This is a genomic window from Arthrobacter sp. NPDC058097, from assembly GCF_042884885.1.
GTDB lineage: Bacteria > Actinomycetota > Actinomycetes > Actinomycetales > Micrococcaceae > Arthrobacter.
In genome coordinates, this window is the sequence record NZ_JBHVSZ010000015.1 from 38,969 (window position 1) to 55,178 (window position 16,210).

Below are 16,210 nucleotides of genomic sequence, written 5' to 3' on the forward strand. Positions count from 1 at the left end.
GACAGGCAGCTATATCAAGAAGCGCGGGTACCAGTTTTGGAACTGTTACCCGCGCTTCTGTGGGGGAACGTTCTGCTCGCCAACCTCCGTGCATTCTGAAGCGGCGGGTGCAAGAATCCGGCACCGACGATTACTCCGATCAGGACTCTCTATTGGTCGACAGCGCGAAGGTCCTGGCGAGGGCCAGCAGGAAGATTACTTCTTGGTTTCCAGCTTGGCGTCCCATTTGTCGAGCTCGGCATCCTCCCAGGAGCCGTAAGTGGGATTAGGGAGGATGAACCAGTCGTCGCCGAAGTGCTTAGCGTCCTTTTCGACGAGCTGCCGCTGCTGGTCGAGGTGGGCGTTGGCGTAGTCCCCAGAGAAGTCATGCAGGGTGTCGCCCAGTTGCATGATGACCTTGTGTTCCTTTTGGATTTTGGTGCGCCGTTCCTCCTTCGGCAGGCCCAGCAGCATTACCTGGTCCTTGGATACTTGCGGGAAGTCCAGGTCCTTCAGCGAGGCGATGGTGGCATCGAGGTTCTCCTCGGTTCGGTCGGAGATGTAGTAGATCGAGACGCCGAGCTCATCGGCTTTTTGGAAGAACTCGGCTGCGCCCGGGATCGCGGACGGTGATCCTTTGAGCTCCCATTGGCCCCAGGTGTCCCAGACACTGTAATCGTGGCAGGCTGTCATGTCGCGGGCCAACAGTTTGGTGTTGTCGATTGCGGTCTCGTCCAGATCGGTAATGACCGCGAGGTCCTTGGACTTCGCTTGCTTGACCTTTTCCTCGAGCCGCTCACCGGCGATCCGGTAGGTCTGGGACTGCAGTGCCTGCGCCTCGGCGCTTTGCTGTTGCCAGCGCAGACCCATAGCGTGTTCCTGTACAGCACAGTTCTCGGGATTAGGGCTCTCCTCTGCACGCGTACCGGCCCGGTCGGGGGCGGCGCAGCCGGCCACGGACAGCATGGATACAACGGCGATACTCGTGCAGGCAATGCTCGTGGATCTCTTCAAGTGAACCTCCTTGTTCAGTACATGATTCGACTGGTTAAAACATGTCGTGACGGTTCTGGCCCTTCACAATTGAGCACGGTTAGGTGTTCCCCTAGGGAGGACTCCCCATCGGCGAGTAGTGCTCACAGGGGCAGGTGTCACCGTTGAGGTATCCCCCGACGACCCGACGCAGGGTCTTACCTGCGCTGTAGTGCCTCCGTGGGCCGGGTCCAAGGAATCGGCGGCGGAATCGCCGTTGACCAGCTTCTCGAGCATTGTGACCAATCTCATATGCAGGACAATAGCGGAGGTTGAACAAGCGTTCAATGCTGAGGACTCGCCGCATAAGGTGGCAGACCGTCCTGGATCATCCAGGACCTGAGTAAGGAAGAGGCTGTCTAGTGGGCCACGCGCTGACCTCTGGGGCCGGGCAACAAGCTCGAAGTCCGATTGCTGAGCGGGCCGATGCAACGCTGATAATTGTGATTGCGTTATGGCGGGAATTCGCTGGGCCTCATGGCCTGTCTGATGCCGTCTGTTCGGCAAGCATCGGGTCACGTCCTCATCGATTGCCTCAGCTATGAGACGTCTGAAGGAGGCTGCAGCGCTATGACGTTCTTTGAACCCAGTCCTCGGCATGCTCGTCGCATCACAGCTCAGCCGGCGTGGCGCGTCCGACTCCGGCTGAGACGGCGGAGCAGCGTTACAGTGGGTGTAGCGGCGCGGCAGCCTCCTGGCCTTCCTGAATCGACGGTGCGTCCTTCGTTACCTGTTCATGGACGTCCGTGGCCTCGGCATCATGACCTGGTCCGAAGGTGCGTTCGCGTTAGCGTATACCCCGCGTGAGCAAACGCCCGCTGGTGGTACGCCAAGCGCGACACTGCCGCGCAGCTTGGCCTTCGCGTTACGCCGCCTCGGCTCGCGAACGTAGTCCTCACCGCCTTGGGACCGTGCCTATACGTGAGCGGGTGGTTCGCAGGTGGTGCAGGTCCTGTGAACCCGTGGCGGTCCGCTGGCCGAAAGACCTCACCCGGAGATGGTTCAGAACCAGCGGCCTTTTGGCATCCGAGGAAAGTGAAGACTAGGCCACCGAGGCGTGGCTGGCACTTGATAGTGGTGCAAGCCAGGGGCACAGGGATCTCACTCCGTGGATTGGTTGCATTCAGGGGTTTGGTGTTCGGCGTCTTGATCTCACGTCCTTCGAGCCGTGGTGAGTTCATTTGGGAAGGAATGGCGTGGTTTGGAAGGGGAGGAACGCCATGCCTGGCATTTGCCCACTTGTATTGTTGCCGTGAAAACCATCCTTGATGCTGTTCGGTCTGGAGCACGCGGAAGCAGTTAGGCGTCGATTACCAAGTCAGTCTGCGCTGTGGAGCAGCAGGGCAGGAACTTGCCTGCATCAATTTCGCGTTTCCGGATTCCGCCCTGGTGGTTCATCTCGACCTCGCCCGAAAGCTTGACGACCTTGCAGGAGCCGCACATGCCTTCCTTGCAGTTTGCACCGATCCTGACGCCGGCGCGCTGGGCTACCCCGAGGATGTCTTCATTGGGGTTGATGCGCACATTGATGCCCGTGCGCATGAAGGACAGGGTGAGGCTTCCCGTCCCGACGGTGTCGAAGCTCGAGGGGTCGGTGGTCCCAGCCTCCGGCCCAAGATCCGCAATGCCGTCGGGGGTGGACGTGTCAGGGTCAACAGTTTCCAGCGGTAGTCCCGTGGCCTTCAGTGGTCCGTCGGCGTTGTAGCCGGGCTCGTAGAGCCCGAACGCTGTGGGCTGACTTTCGTAGTAGTCTTCGGCGGACTCGGCGATTTCCCCGGCGATTTCCTCCGCTATGTCCTCTGCAAGTGCGATCTCTGCCTGGTATTCAAGGATCGTCTGGCGATCCCCCGTGAAGAATTCCATGTTGATGGAGGTGTCGTCGACGCCGACCTTCTCCAGGAGCTCGGTGGCGGTGTTCAGGTAACCCTCGGGGCCGCAGGCATAGACCTGGCGGCCGTTGGCATCGGGGGCAACCTCGTCGAGCATGGCCGCTGTCAGCCTTCCGCTGAGCCATTGCCACCCTTCGGGTTTGCTGCGGTCACCCAGGGAGTAGAAGACCTTGACCCTCGAGTCCACGGACGCGATGTAGGCCAGCTCCTGGTGGAAGGCATATCCTCCGGCCTCAGCTCCGTGGTAGAGCACCACGACATCAGCCTGTCCGGGCAGGGAGTGGATGGTCCGCACCATCGACATAATGGGGGTGATGCCTGCGCCGGCGGCCAGCAAGAGGTAGCGTGCCCGGCGGTCGGCGTCAGGCAGGTGGAATGCTCCGACCGGTCCGAGCATCTCGAGGACGGTGCCGGGTGTGACGTTCTCGTGCACCCAGGGCGAGACGAGCCCAATGGGGTCGCGTTTGACTGTGATGTTGAAGGTCCACGGCTGGGTGGGCGAACTGGACAGCGAGTAGCTGCGGTCCACCGGATCCTCGTCTTCACCGTTCACGGGAAAGGCGACGTTCACGTACTGGCCCGCACGGAATGCCAGTGGCGCACCGTCGCAACGGCGGAACACGAAGGTCATCATGCCGCCCGCCTCGGGAATGGTCTCGACGCACTCGGCCATGAACTCCTGCGGATGCCAGGGGCCCAGTGCGTGGGCGGCGCGGGCGGGTCCCTCAGTGCTGCCCATCACCCTGTTCCACGGCATTTCAAGACCGCGAATGCGCTGTGGTTCCTGGGTCGCGGTGTCGGCGCGGAGTTCAATCATGCCAAGTGCTCCTGCGCCCGCTGAATGTACCAGTTGATGAACGCCTCGACCTGGTATTCGCTCTTCATGTATGGGCCGGGCTCGTAGGCGGGGCTGTTGGCGCCCGTCTGGCACAGCTCCACGAACGCTTTATCCTGCAGATTTGTCTGCTTCCACGTGTAGGTGAGTTTGTCCAGATCGTAGTCGACACCTTCCTCGGCGTCGTCAGCAACCAGCCAGGTGGTGCGTACTAGTGTCTGGTGTTCGTTGATGGGGAAGACGGCGAATGTGATGACGTGGTCCCCGAGGAAGTGGAACCAGCTGTTGGGCTGAAGGTGCATCGAGCAGCGGCCAAGGCGGAAGTCCCGCAAGTCACCGAGTAGCTTCTTGGAAAGCCTGCGCCCGTTCGGAGAGAACGATTCGCCTTCACCGTCGAGCGATTCCCGTGAGATACGGATTCCCGCGACGCGCGTGTCGAGCTCCTCGACTACCTCGTAGGGAAGGCCGTAGCGGCGGCAACGCTCCTCGAGCGAGGACTGTGCTTCCTTGTTGCGGTTCCACACCTCCTCGAGATGGGGCGGGACCAGACCCTCGGTCAGGCCCCAGGTGGGGAACAGGGAGCAGGCGAGCTCAGGGTGGCCGTCGCAGTGGTAGCACTCACGGTTATTCTCCATGACGAGCTTCCAGTTGCCTTCTTCGACGATGTTCTGCTGGTAAGCGATTTTCGTCTTCGCCAGATCGTGGGGCGTGACGTAGGGCTCAAAGATCTTTGAGGTTTCGTCGAAGTCCGTCGGCGGCTCATCAGCAATGCAAACGAAGATGAGTCCGGCGACCTCGCGGCCATGGGCGCGCTTGAGGCCGAAGCAGCTCTTGTCGAACTTCGTTTCTCCGGGTGCCGAAGCGTGGATCAAATCGCCGCTGGGTGCGTAGGTCCAGGAGTGATAGCCGCACACAAGGTTTCCCGTTGACCCCGCCGATTCGGTCAGGACGCGGGCGCCGCGGTGGCGGCATACGTTGTGCAGGACGTTCACGCCGCCGTCGTCGTTGCGCAGCACGATCAGAGAGTAGGGGCCGTAGTCGACCGTAACGTAGTCGCCCGGCTCCGGCAGCTCAGCCGTGCTGGCGGCAAAGATCCAGTGCTTGCCATATATGGCCTGCATGTCGATTTTGAAAATCGACGGGTCCGTGTAGAAGGGGGCATCGAGGGAGTATCCGGTGCGCCGGGACGCAAACAACTCAGTGATTTCAGCCAGCTGCTCTGCAGGCAACGGTGAAGCGAGTTTTCCGCGTGAACTGAGGGGCACGTTCACTGAAGTAGTCATGTGTTTCCTCCTGGGAGGGCTGGTTAGTGTGTAAATCGTTGGACCGGAGATTTAGGGGACCGGGCGTGGTCGAGAACGTTGTAGTCATGAAATTGGATCGAATAAATGCACAGGATTTAGGGAAAAGCCGTGGATCGCCGTGGTGACTCCAACATCCCCTGTCTCCAAGTGCGTCATTCGCAACGGCAATCAGGATACGCAACAGAGTGGCGCACGCCACGCCTGTTGTCAAGCTCCTGACGATGTAGCGCAAGTCCGGCAGAACAGGCAGGCCATCGAGGTTGCCGGCCGGACGGCCCATGCTGCACCACCACGATGGATCCCAACCCGAGTGGACCGCACTGACTCGGTCATTTCCGGCCTGGCGGTGTCCCTGCCGGAGGCCTCGCCCGTGGGAGGTGACCAAATCGCTCAGTGTCGTTGTGCGGGTCCGGGCGGTCCTGCTAATTTCCGGTGTTCTGGTGGGCGGAGGAAACTCGCGAATACAGCGGTGCGCCTGGCGGCCCATGCCAAAACTCTGCCCGAGTCGGCATTGTCGGCGGGGAAAGCACCTACCAAACGTTGCCAAGACCCATCCGGGACCTGTCGAAACACGGTTTCGGATGCGGAACGTCATCCATCAGAAACATGCGCGCAACGTTTGGCCTCTAACCTGCGGTTGTGGGGCGGGCAGCCCCTCGGGAGGAATCAAAGGAGGCCGCCATGGCGGAAGTGGCCACGGACATCGTGTCGACGCGGACCAGAGTTTCCGCTTGTCTTGCATGCATCCACACCCCGAGTAAGAACCGAGGCCACGTTTATCCGCAAAGCCATGACTCGCCGACCGAGGGGCCCGCTCATGGCTATGAAAAACGACCCAAAACCCCTGTTCGAGTTTCCTGCCCGACAACAGTCGGGCGGAGACTCACCCTAGCGAGGAACCCGAAAATTTGGGCAAAATCGAAAAAGTCATCAGTGTCTCGAGAGAAGAAGACGCTAACCCCGCAGTCCTCGATCCGGACAAGGGAGGCGCCGCCTTTGCGTAATGGGGCTTCGTGGGCCGTGACAGCCTCGCCGCTACCTCCACCACTGCTCTTAACTGGGTCTTGCAGTACACCGGCCGGCTCTTTATGGTGCTGGCCTTTTTGTTTGTCGTCTTTGTCCTGTGGCTTGCCCTGGACAAGTTCGGTAACATCCCGCTCTGGGGAAAGACGGCGAGAAACCCGAATTCCTTACCATCTCGTGGGTCGCGATGATGTTCGCCGCGCCCAGGACACCTGGATGGCCGCCAACTGCCACAGGGGCGGGGACGGCAACATGAAGCTCTCCGACAACGCTCCCATGCTCAATGACGCTCGACGCATCTTCGTCTGTGCTTGAAAGGGTGGCTGTGAAGGTTGGTTGCCCGGCGCGGGTCCGCGCAAAGACCCGTATGCCGCAGAACCAAGGGCATCCGGGGCCCTCCTGGGCCCTGGGAAACGAACGCGCCCTGCGAGCACGGCCTCGAAGGCCTGGTGCGGATGCGCCAGCTCCGGTCAAATAGCGGTTGACCGGAGCTCCAGTTGACACGGGCGGCCCCGATGGAACCTCTGCGTCGTATCGGAAGCAGGGCACCGTGCCGGCCGCCTTTGGTCATCCGGCCCGGTTTAAGCCCGGTATCGGATCATGACTCGCCGAATGGTTTCGAATCGCGTGATGGGCGTCAGCGGCCAGCGTGGCGTCGACCTGGTCCGTCTGGTGCGCCCGAAAGGCCTTGTCGGCGTTGGCGTTAGTGCTGGCGAGGGACGGGATGTCGAGGCCGGCATTGCATCCTCTGCAGCGGATCTCATCGGTGCCCATCCAGCTGTATGCCGGATGCAGTTTCCTTACCTGCTGCAGTGCTGCGGTGACGGCTTCGGTCTGGGCTGCAAAGTGCGCTTCGTCCTCATGACTGAGGATGAGCCCGATGTCGATGGTCATGATGCCTCTTACGTCGTTCCCGATGGTGCCATTGACAGTAATGGGTGCTGCGCCATCGAGGAACGCCCCGAGGGTCACGGTTGGCTAACCTTCTGGGCTACTCGGGGGCGGCCTAGACAGGAACGGATTGACGGCCTTTTGACTGGCAGCGTTTTGGACTGCCAAACAACGCCTGGGCCCGGCGCCGGGTTGATGATCAGCTCATCATGGCCGAGTGGTCCGTTCTCTGAGACGTTAAGCCCGGATGCTCCTGGGGCGTCGGCGCATCGTCTTGGCTTTGTGCGTGGGCGCCTGCCCTGATCCGGTGTCAGGCGACGACGGTGATCCAGTCTCCGTCGATCGCGGTGGTCAGAGGCGTGAGCGGGCGGCGCGCCGGCCCGCTGATGACGCTGCCGTCCGAGCCGTTGAACGTGGAGCCATGACAGGGGCATTCGAAGGTCGTACCGGCCGGTGCCACCGGACACCCGGCGTGCGTACACGTTGCGTCATAGGCCACGACCTTGCGGTCTTCGGGCCGGAAAATAACGACAGTCCTGCCATTGGCTTTCCCAGTGGCGGTGCCGCCTACGTCGACCTCGCCAAGCCTGCCAATCCGGACGGGCGGGCCGGAAGGCGCTGGAGCCGCCGGGACGCCGGCACTGCCGGAGGGTGCGACGGAGCAGGCGGAAAGGGCCAGCGCGCCGCCAGCCGTGGCAGCCGTACCAACCAGCAGCGAGCGTCTGGACAGGGGAGTATCGGAATTCATGGACCTATCGTGTCAGCTGCGCCTGGCAGTACGCTGCGCTCCCTGAAAACGCCCACCACCGCACCAAGGCACGGGGCTCAAGCAAGAGCGATACTGCTGCCCATTCCGGTCCGCCCAGCTGGGCGGTGTCGGCGGCTAGAGAACGCAATCTCTACAGGTCAACGGAACTCCACTCCGAGGAAAATCCGACGCATTCGATTGCGCATCGTCGATGACTCCCTAGTGCGGGCAAGTCATTTAGTCGGACTGCTTGCGCAGTGCTGCCCGGATGGAGGCAGGGTTGGCGACGTCCAGGGGTGCGGGGCACGATTCGTTCGTCGCTCGGCTGTGCGGGGTGCCGCGCAGTCGCGTAGACCTTGGCGGCGCCGCGGGCGAGGGCTTCGTGGCCTTTACCAATCCCGCCGTTGCGCCGGTGACGAGGACGGTTGCTCCGTTGAGGTAAGTCATGCTCAGGTGCCCGGGAATTGGGCGAAGCGAGTGTGCCGCTGGCCGGCCGGGTTCGCGGGTGCGAAGCGTCCCGGTAAGGGAAAGACGGCGCGTGAGAGGATTCCGCCGTTTGGAAGCATAGGAGGTGATGCCGGTCAGGCGGGAAGGATGGCTGCTACCTGGCCCCGGATGTCCAGGATCAGTTCGTCAGTGGACCGGGAAACGTTGATGGAGGCTCCCATGGTGAGGAACATGATGGCGGAGACGGTGCGGGCAAGAGTGGCGGCAGTTGCCGCACCGGTACGGCCGCCGCGCTGCAGCACGTCGGCAATGGTTCCCTCTGTCCCGGCGGCAAGAGTGAGCGCCGCCTGATGGTGGGGCTCGTTCGGGTCGCCGAAGACCATTTCCCGCAGGTAGGTGCGCCCGTTGTCGATCTGGGTCCGGTTGCATTCCACCACGGGCTGAATGATGGCCATGACAGCATCGAGAGGTGTGCTGATCTCCGCGGCCCCGGCCTTGCCTTTCGCGAGGGCATCAGCATAGGCGGAGTTCTGCACGAGCAGCAGCAGTTCGCCCTTGCTCTTCGCGTACAGGAACAGGGTGCCCGCGCCGACGTCGGCCTTTTCTGCAATTTGCTGGGTAGTGACATCGTCAATGCCATGCTCGGCAAAGAGTTCGCGGGCCGCCGCCGTGATCCGGTCAAGCTTGGCCTGCTTGTTCCGTTCCCGCCGGGAGACGGGCTGGGAAGCAAGATGCATGGCGGGTGTCCTCCGGGACGGTCCTGGTGTTGAGCTGACTTCGAGTGTAGCCAATGGGGCGCGCACGGGTGGTCAGCGTTGGAGGAACTCGATGGCAACCGGAACAAACTGTTCGTGGAACTGGAAGATTCCGCCGTGGCCGGAGTCAGGGTACATGACCAGCTCCGAGCCGACGATTCGACGGTGCAGGTCCTCTGATAGGACCGAGGGAACCATTCGGTCGTTGTCGCCGTTGGCGATCAGGGTTGGCTGCGTGATGGTGGACAGGTCGGCCGGCTCGGCCCGGCCCCAGTTCCTAATGGCCTTAAGCTGGGTTCGGAACGCCCGGATCCGGACCGGCCGGTCACGCCCTTCCCGGCGTTCCTGGAGACGCGCGATGAACGCCTTTGCCGCTTGCTTGCCGGTGGCATTGCGGTTGAAGAACAGGAATTCCTTCGGATCAGCCCGGACCAGAGTGGCCCGCAGTATGTCGGTGTACGTAACCCGGGCAACTTTGTCCATGCCTTTCCCGCCCCGGGGACCCGTTCCGGCAAGGATGAGTTTCCGGACCAGGTCCGGGTGCTTGCCGATGAGGGCTTGGGCCACCATCCCGCCCAGGGAGAAAGCGAAGACGTCCACCCTGTCCAGGCCCAGGGCACTGATGAAGGTAGCGGCGTCCTCGGCCATTGCCTCGATGCTGTCCGGCACCCCACCGGTGGTGGCACCCAGGCCTCGGTTATTGAAGGTGATGACGTGATGTTCCTTGGCGGTGGGGTCGATGATCCGGGGATCCCAGTTATCCAGGTTGCCGGCAAGGTGGACGAAGAAGACCACAGGAACTCCGTCTTTTGGCCCCAGTTCGCGGTAGGCGTAGGTGATGCCGCCGGCCGTGACGAATCGGGTGGGCGCCTCGGCGTAGGAGGATGGGGCGGGATTGTTGGCGGCGCTCATGCCGGCTCTCCGGCTTGGGGGCGCGCTGCCATTTCGGGCGCGGGGGCGGCGGCGTGGCCCGGGGGATTGATGATGACGGCTTTGCCGCGGAAACCGCCGGCTCCCAGCGCCTGCAGGGCTTCCGGAGTCTGCGCGAACGGACTGGTGCGTCCGACGACGGGACGTAACGCGCCGTCGTCGACGAGCCTTGCGATGCGGCTCAGTTGCTCGCCGCTGGCGTGCATGAACAGGAATTCGTAGTGGACGCCGAGGCGGCGCGCCTTGCCTCGGATGCTCCGGCTGAGGCCGGCGATAGCCAAGCGGAGTACAGGGTTGACGCCGGACTCCCTGGCGAAGGCGGGGTCCGGCGGTCCTGCGATTCCGATTGCCGTGCCGCCGGGCTTAAGGATGCGCAGCGACTTCTCCAGGTTCCGGCCGCCGAGGCTGTCGAGGACCAGGTCGTAGCCGCTGAGGATCTCCTCGAAGTCTTGATCCCGGTAGTCGATGACGATGTCGGCGCCGAGTCCGCGGACGAACTCCGCGTTGGCGGCGCTGGCGGTGGTGGCCACCGTCGCTCCGAGGTGCTTCGCGAGCTGGACGGCGATGGAGCCCACTCCGCCAGCACCTGCGTGGATGAGCACTTTTTGCCCCGGCTGCACCTTGCCGCGCTCCACCAGGGCCTGCCAGGCGGTCAAAGCCACCAGCGGAAGGGATCCGGCCTCGGCCATGGTGATGGACGCAGGCTTCAGCGCCAGGGCTGCCTCCGCGACGGCGATCCGCTCGGCAAAAGTGCCGATCCGGTCTTTGCCAGGCCTGGCGAACACCTCGTCGCCCGGTCGGAAGCGGTGCACGTTCGTTCCGACCTGGAGGACTGTTCCCGCCAAGTCATGGCCGAGGACCAGTGGCAGCGGATAGGGCAGGATCTGCTTGAACTCACCGAGCCGGATCTTCTCGTCCAGTTGGTTGAGCCCGGCCGCCTCCACCCGGACCAGGACATCATGCGCCCCGACCTCCGGCTCAGGGGTTACGGCCAACCGGAGTCCGGTCTTGTACTTATCGATTACAAACGCCTTCATGGTGGAGCGCCCCTTCTAAATGAGAATACTCAATTATGAGTACACTCAATAAGTTGCGTCAACAGTGCTGATTCAGCAGGTGGTCTGCATGAAGGGGAGCATTAGGAGACATGGGTGAGCCAGGGTGCCGTGGGGAAAATGCCCCTGTGGACTTTCACCTGCTACCGGCTCATGGACGATCATCATGTCGCCGGTCGTGCCTGGGGATGTAGTGTTTGATGCCGTCGTGATGCGGTGGGTGAGCGTCGGCTCGGCGTCACAAGGTCCGGGGCTGGTCTCCGGCCTCGGGAAGGGTGCAGGTGTGGCCGTCGGGGTCTATGGGGTAGCCGCAGAGCGAGCAGATCGGACGCCCGGCGCCCACGACCGCACGGGCGCGCTTGGCGAATGCGCGGGCAGTACCGACGGGCATCCGCACCAGAAGCATTTCGGTCTCGTTAGGGCTGTTCTCATCAAGGGATTCGTCGTTCCCATCAGCATCGACATCGCTGATGGGGTAGGCCTCTATGACGACCTGCGCCGTCGTTGGGTCCCAACCTAAGCTCATGGCGCCGGTCCGAAACTGCTCCTGAACGGCCTCCAGCTGGTCATTGTCGACAAGTTCAATGGGAGGACTCGTGGGAACGCTGAAGGGGTTGTTCTCGATGGTGATGAGCTGGTCGAGAATTTCGTCGATTTTCTCGGCGAGCAGGGCGGACTGCTGCTTCTCCAGGGCAATGCTCACGATCTGTGTCCTTTCGCGCACCTGCAGGTAGAACGTGCGCGCCCCGGGAAGGCCAATGGTGCCAACGACGACCCGATCCGGCCAGGAAAACTCGTGAACACGTGTAGGCATGTCAGTATTTTAGGCACGTGAGGTTCATGGTGCTTTTGCCCTGCACCGCCGCCGACCGGTGCATCGCCGGAGCGGGTGCCTCCTTGCTTGCTTGGCTGATTGACCTTCTGTCGTTCGCTACCTCTTCACGGACGTCCAGGGCCTGGACAACATGACCTGAGAAAAATCTGGCTCGGACTCCTTTTCGGCGTTCTTCGTTGGTCACTGGGCTCGCTGGTGTCCGGTTTGCTGTCTTCCTGCTTTTTCATCGTTACCTCCGGCGTCTACTGCATGACGCTAGGGGTTTGGAGCGAGCTGACGGCCGATGAGTGCGGCCGGCACGTACCGGCGCCAGTACATGGTTTTTGGCAGAGGCTCATAAGCCCGTAAGACCCACCTTGTCAAGGAACTTATTAGCCACTGCCGTCGCGCTTCGATCGCGTACTACGGTCCTCCAGCGCGACACCTCAGCTAGCCACCGATGGCGCCGCCCACGCCGCCACCGACCGGCAAGGCTGACAGCAGAGGTATTCGCCGCGTAACCACTGGCTTTGACAAGTGTGCCGCCCGCAGGGCCAGCCCCGCCCGAGCGCCGGCACTGTTAAGGATGACAGCCATTGGAAGCGGCGGGGGCGTAGCAGGCACGGCGATTTCCGGGGAACAGCTTCAGGTTGGAGACGTGATTTGGTCAGCTGCAACTGGTGGTGGTCTGACTCATCTGCCTGGAGGCCCTTCTCCGTCGAGTACTCTGTCCCAAGCGGCTTGGACGAACCCCAGCACGTTGTCTGGGCTTCGCGGCGGTGTGAACGGACGAGCGCTAATACGCTCCGGGGTCATGGGTGCCTTGCATCGACGTTCCACCCATTGGCGGATCCCGGCGCTTTTTGACTTGGTTCGAGGGAGGCTGGCCTAGCATTCGGTGACGTTTACCGCCAGGCCGCCGCGCGAGGTCTCCTTGTATTTGCTCTTCATGTCCGCGCCGGTTTCGCGCATGGTTTTGATTGCGGTGTCCAGGGACACGTGGTGGATGCCGTCCCCGCGCAGGCTGATCCGTGCGGCGTTGATGGCCTTGTTGCTGGCCATCGCGTTGCGTTCGATGCAGGGGATCTGGACCAGGCCACCCACGGGGTCGCAGGTCAGGCCGAGGTTGTGTTCGATGCCGATTTCGGCGGCGTTTTCCACCTGCTGCGGGGTGCCGCCGAGGATTTCGCAGAGCGCGCCCGCAGCCATGGAGCACGCCGATCCGACCTCGCCCTGGCAGCCGACCTCGGCGCCTGAGATGGAGGCGTTCGTCTTGAAGAGGACGCCGATAGCTGCGGCCGTGAGGAGGAACCGGATCACGTGTTCCTCGGATGCTCCCGGCGTGAATTTCATGTAGTAGTGGAGGACCGCCGGGATGATTCCGGCGGCACCGTTGGTGGGTGCCGTGACCACCCGGCCGCCTGTGGCGTTCTCTTCGTTCACCGCCAAAGCAAACAGGTTGACCCAGTCCACGGCGCGCAAAGGATCGCTCGCGTCGTCTTTGATCTGCAGGTCGGCAAACAGGCGGGGAGCGCGACGGCGGACCATCAGGTTGCCGGGCAGGTGCTCTTCCGTGCGGCTACAGCCGCGTGACACACACTCCTTCATGGTTTCCCAGATGCGCAGGAGCTCGGCGCGGGTGTCTGCTTCGCTGCGCCATGCGCTTTCGTTGGCCAGCATGATGTCGCTGATGGACAGGCGCTCGCGGTCGCAGTGGGTCAGCAATTCCCCGGCATTGCTGAAGGGGTAGCGCAGGGTCACGGTGTCATGCTGGACCTTCCCGAAGGCGTCCTCGTCCACCACGAAGCCGCCGCCCACGGAATAGTACACACGCTCCAAGACGAGGTTTCCCCGGCCGTCGAAGGCCTGGAAGCGCATGCCGTTGGGGTGGGCGGGAAGGGACTGGCGCATGTGCAGCACAACGTCCTTTGCCCTGTTGAAGGAGACCATCCGTCGTCCGGCGAGGAGGATCTTCTTTGCCTCTGTCGCTTCGGCAACCATGCGGTCGGCACCCATGGGGTCCACCGTTTCCGGAAGCTCGCCCATGAAGCCAAGGATCACTGCCTTGTCCGAACCGTGCCCCCTTCCAGTAGCCCCCAACGAACCGAACAGTCCGGCGTAAACGCGATCAACGGCGTCGAGCTTTCCATCCTGCTCCAGCCCATCGATAAAGGTGCGCGCCGCACGCATGGGGCCCACCGTGTGGGACGACGACGGGCCGATGCCGATTGAGAACAGGTCAAGGGCGCTCAAGGCCATGGGATCCTCCAAGGAAGTGGGGAGCGGGTTCCCTTTCAACTTTGGGGCCCGGCGCCGCTGGCGTCCATCGGGAATAAGTGAAGTGATTGTCAAGCTGAGCTTAACGGTCACGCCGTGGGGCGTGCTTCGGTTGCTATCCTGAGTTCTTCGATGACGGCGGCTATGGCCGGGGCGGCTCTGCTCGCAGACCGGTAGAGGATGATGATGTTGCGGCCGCAGCTGGGATCGACGCGACGGACCAGGAGGTCTTCCGTCTCACGGCCCAGATTGAGCTCGCTCATCAAAGCTACGCCCAGGCCGCCGCGCACCAAGCCCAAGGTGGCCATGAGGTTCCGGCAATTCGCGATGACCTTGGGGGTGAAGCCGGCGTCCCTGCAGGTCTGGAGCACGAACTGTTCGAAAACGCTGCCCTCCTGGTCCAGAACCCAGCTTTCCTGGGCGTAGTCGGCGAGGTTGACGGGCAGGCCGGTCCCGGGCACGGGACGGTCGCGGGGGAGGACCAGGATGATCTCGTCGCGGGCCAGGACCGTTTTCACCAAGCCCTCGTCCTGGATTTCGTGCAGGTCATCCACCACGGCGATGTCGATGTGTCCGGCCCGGAGGTGGGCCACGCTCTCGAACGGTTCGAGGTCGGACACCGTGACGTCCAGCCGAGGATACGCGGCCTGGAGGGACATGACCGCGGAGGGAAGTACGGTGCTGCAGAAACTCGGGAAAGCGCTGATGGCCAAGCCTCCGCGGACATCTGTTTGGAACTTCTTCAGGGTGGCTTCGGCCGCTTCAACCTCCGATGCGATCCGGCCAAAATGCTCAACTAACAAGGCGCCGGCTTCGGTCAGCCGGACCCTCCGGCCGGTTCGGACAAGCAAAGCCAGCCCGGCCTCTTTCTCGAGGACCGCCAGCTGCTGGCTGACGGCGGAGGTTGTCATGTGCAGCTTCGTGGCAGCTGCCGTCATGGTGCCCTCAAGCGCTAGGGTCTTGAGGATATGCAGGCGGCGGATGTCCAGCACGGGCCCTCCTTCGGTTTAGCTCTACTTAACCTCAGTCCTTGCTACGGAGTGAAGGGGTGGACGAAGCCCAGCGTTGCGCGGCCCTCCTCATCGATGAGCCGGCCCAGGTGCTTGCCCATCCGGAACACCACGCTCCTGTCCACGATCCGGGCGCTTGGAACAGCAGCTTCGAGGGCGGCTTCGAAGCGCATCACGTCAGTCATTTCGCGCAGCCACACCGCCACCACGAGGTTGTATTGGCTTGCCACCGCAAGCGCTGTGCGGGCCTCGGGAATCTGCGCCATGAGTTGGCGCATCTGCTGGATTTGCCTGGCCGGGGTACGGACAAAGTACCAGGCATAGACCGGCCAACCCGTGACGCTGCGGGCCACATCGGTTCGGATGCGAACCATGCCGTCTGCCCGCATCCGGGCCAGCCCGTCGGCAACGCGCTGCTCGCTGAGGCCGTGATCCGCAGCGATCCGGCTCACCGGGCGGCGCCCACGGACACAACATGATCGCGGCCGCTGGCGTCGGCGCTGCCCTGGCACTCAAGCCCAGCAGCCGACGTGGCCGTGCTGCGGCAGCACCTTCCGGAAAGCGCGAACACCAATGCCTTCATTTCACACGGCGGCGGTGCAACGAACGTCATTGCCGGCGAATCGACGGTGCAGGTGGAAGTCCGTGCCGGGGACGTTGACGTGTGGCGGGACCTCAAGCGCCGGCTGCTCGCCTGCTTCGAAGGCGCGGCCATCGCCACAGGGTGCATGTGGACGCACCGGCAGACCGAACACCCCTACGCTCCCATCGATACGCATGCCGGGCTCGGCAAACTCTGGGACGCCAATATGGAAGCCGTGGGCCGCCCCGTTGACCACACGCCGATTTTCGGCGGCGGTTCCTCCGACATGGGCAACGTATCCCAGGTGCTCCCGGCCGTGCACGGCATGGTGGTGGTCCGCAACAGCACCGCCGTTCCGCACCACCCCGACTTCACGGCCGACGCCATCACACCCGAGGCCGACGAAGCCGTGGTGGACGGCGCCACGGTTCTTGCACTGACCGTGCTCGATGCCGCGCTGGATTCCGAGCTGCGTGCCGAACTGCTATCGCTCCAGGACGCCCGCGAACCCGGGCCACAACTGCAACTTTGGAGGCATAGCAAAGTTGGTAAACGCTTGGTGCACCGGCACGGTCCGTGACGGACCGTGCCGGTGGACATTGGGCGCCGACTCAAGACCCAGGGTTTACTGTATAGCT

Annotated in this window: 14 protein-coding genes and 1 pseudogene; 2 read left to right on the forward strand and 13 right to left on the reverse strand. The window is 62.9% G+C overall.

All coding sequences use genetic code 11. The features are described from left to right. Positions 1–195: 195 nt before the first annotated feature. From ACFVTE_RS21250 to ACFVTE_RS21260, 3 genes are all read right to left on the reverse strand, one after another. A complete protein-coding gene (locus ACFVTE_RS21250; protein WP_387104011.1) occupies positions 196–993 on the reverse strand; it encodes a 5'-nucleotidase, lipoprotein e(P4) family in 798 nt (265 codons plus the stop codon). 1,317 nt (positions 994–2,310) lie between these two features. Then, complete coding sequence (locus ACFVTE_RS21255) at positions 2,311–3,717, reverse strand: ferredoxin reductase (protein WP_387104012.1); 1,407 nt, start codon at positions 3,715–3,717, stop codon at positions 2,311–2,313. After that, on the reverse strand, positions 3,714–5,018 hold the full coding sequence (locus tag ACFVTE_RS21260) for an SRPBCC family protein (RefSeq protein ID WP_387104015.1): 1,305 nt from the start codon (positions 5,016–5,018) through the stop codon (positions 3,714–3,716). Before ACFVTE_RS21260 ends, ACFVTE_RS21255 begins: the two co-directional genes overlap by 4 nt. Positions 5,019–6,043: 1,025 nt before the next feature. Here ACFVTE_RS21260 and ACFVTE_RS21265 point away from each other — a divergent pair. Continuing rightward, positions 6,044–6,264: pseudogene (locus ACFVTE_RS21265) on the forward strand (BCCT family transporter); the annotation flags it as partial. Between the two features lie 365 nt (positions 6,265–6,629). On the opposite strand, the gene ACFVTE_RS21270 reads toward ACFVTE_RS21265, so the two are convergent. The 10 genes from ACFVTE_RS21270 to ACFVTE_RS21315 form a co-directional block, all read right to left on the reverse strand. Further along, positions 6,630–6,956: a hypothetical protein gene (locus ACFVTE_RS21270; protein ID WP_387104018.1), complete on the reverse strand. Its 327-nt coding sequence runs from the start codon at positions 6,954–6,956 to the stop codon at positions 6,630–6,632. A 307-nt stretch (positions 6,957–7,263) separates the two neighbouring features. Next, positions 7,264–7,701, reverse strand: a complete 438-nt coding sequence (locus ACFVTE_RS21275; protein ID WP_387104019.1) for a Rieske (2Fe-2S) protein — start codon at positions 7,699–7,701, stop codon at positions 7,264–7,266. A gap of 237 nt (positions 7,702–7,938) precedes the next feature. After that, the gene (locus ACFVTE_RS21280) at positions 7,939–8,148 is read right to left on the reverse strand and encodes a hypothetical protein (RefSeq protein ID WP_387104022.1); all 210 of its coding nucleotides are present in this window, start codon (positions 8,146–8,148) and stop codon (positions 7,939–7,941) included. Between the two features lie 134 nt (positions 8,149–8,282). Beyond that, positions 8,283–8,885 carry a TetR/AcrR family transcriptional regulator gene (locus ACFVTE_RS21285; RefSeq protein WP_387104023.1) on the reverse strand — a complete coding sequence of 201 codons (603 nt, stop codon included), beginning with the start codon at positions 8,883–8,885 and terminating at the stop codon, positions 8,283–8,285. 72 nt (positions 8,886–8,957) lie between these two features. After that, positions 8,958–9,815 (reverse strand): alpha/beta fold hydrolase, encoded by an 858-nt coding sequence (locus ACFVTE_RS21290; RefSeq protein ID WP_387104026.1) that lies wholly within the window; start codon positions 9,813–9,815, stop codon positions 8,958–8,960. Next, complete coding sequence (locus tag ACFVTE_RS21295; RefSeq protein WP_387104027.1) at positions 9,812–10,870, reverse strand: NADP-dependent oxidoreductase; 1,059 nt, start codon at positions 10,868–10,870, stop codon at positions 9,812–9,814. The genes ACFVTE_RS21290 and ACFVTE_RS21295 overlap by 4 nt, the downstream gene beginning before the upstream one ends. A 256-nt stretch (positions 10,871–11,126) precedes the next feature. Next, entirely contained in the window at positions 11,127–11,702 is a 576-nt protein-coding gene (locus ACFVTE_RS21300; RefSeq protein ID WP_387104029.1) for a DUF3090 domain-containing protein, read from the reverse strand. An 888-nt stretch (positions 11,703–12,590) separates the two neighbouring features. Beyond that, positions 12,591–13,961, reverse strand: a complete 1,371-nt coding sequence (locus tag ACFVTE_RS21305) for an L-serine ammonia-lyase (protein ID WP_387104031.1) — start codon at positions 13,959–13,961, stop codon at positions 12,591–12,593. Between the two features lie 107 nt (positions 13,962–14,068). Next, positions 14,069–14,971: a LysR family transcriptional regulator gene (locus ACFVTE_RS21310; RefSeq protein ID WP_387104033.1), complete on the reverse strand. Its 903-nt coding sequence runs from the start codon at positions 14,969–14,971 to the stop codon at positions 14,069–14,071. Positions 14,972–15,012: 41 nt separating this feature from the next. Then, positions 15,013–15,441 carry an Lrp/AsnC family transcriptional regulator gene (locus ACFVTE_RS21315; RefSeq protein ID WP_387104036.1) on the reverse strand — a complete coding sequence of 143 codons (429 nt, stop codon included), beginning with the start codon at positions 15,439–15,441 and terminating at the stop codon, positions 15,013–15,015. 78 nt (positions 15,442–15,519) lie between these two features. Between ACFVTE_RS21315 and ACFVTE_RS21320 the strand changes: the two genes are divergently transcribed. Further along, positions 15,520–16,152 carry a hypothetical protein gene (locus tag ACFVTE_RS21320; RefSeq protein WP_387104037.1) on the forward strand — a complete coding sequence of 211 codons (633 nt, stop codon included), beginning with the start codon at positions 15,520–15,522 and terminating at the stop codon, positions 16,150–16,152. Positions 16,153–16,210 lie beyond the last annotated feature (58 nt).

Excerpts from the sequence above, each read along its gene's own strand:
- ACFVTE_RS21275 (WP_387104019.1), bottom strand. The coding sequence starts at position 7,701 with ATGAATTCCGATACTCCCCTGTCCAGACGCTCGCTGCTGGTTGGTACG.
- ACFVTE_RS21285 (WP_387104023.1), bottom strand. The coding sequence starts at position 8,885 with ATGCATCTTGCTTCCCAGCCCGTCTCCCGGCGGGAACGGAACAAGCAG.
- ACFVTE_RS21300 (WP_387104029.1), bottom strand. The coding sequence starts at position 11,702 with ATGCCTACACGTGTTCACGAGTTTTCCTGGCCGGATCGGGTCGTCGTT.
- ACFVTE_RS21290 (WP_387104026.1), bottom strand. The coding sequence starts at position 9,815 with ATGAGCGCCGCCAACAATCCCGCCCCATCCTCCTACGCCGAGGCGCCC.
- ACFVTE_RS21280 (WP_387104022.1), bottom strand. The coding sequence starts at position 8,148 with ATGACTTACCTCAACGGAGCAACCGTCCTCGTCACCGGCGCAACGGCG.
- ACFVTE_RS21295 (WP_387104027.1), bottom strand. The coding sequence starts at position 10,870 with ATGAAGGCGTTTGTAATCGATAAGTACAAGACCGGACTCCGGTTGGCC.
- ACFVTE_RS21270 (WP_387104018.1), bottom strand. The coding sequence starts at position 6,956 with ATGACCATCGACATCGGGCTCATCCTCAGTCATGAGGACGAAGCGCAC.
- ACFVTE_RS21305 (WP_387104031.1), bottom strand. The coding sequence starts at position 13,961 with ATGGCCTTGAGCGCCCTTGACCTGTTCTCAATCGGCATCGGCCCGTCG.
- ACFVTE_RS21260 (WP_387104015.1), bottom strand. The coding sequence starts at position 5,018 with ATGACTACTTCAGTGAACGTGCCCCTCAGTTCACGCGGAAAACTCGCT.
- ACFVTE_RS21255 (WP_387104012.1), bottom strand. The coding sequence starts at position 3,717 with ATGATTGAACTCCGCGCCGACACCGCGACCCAGGAACCACAGCGCATT.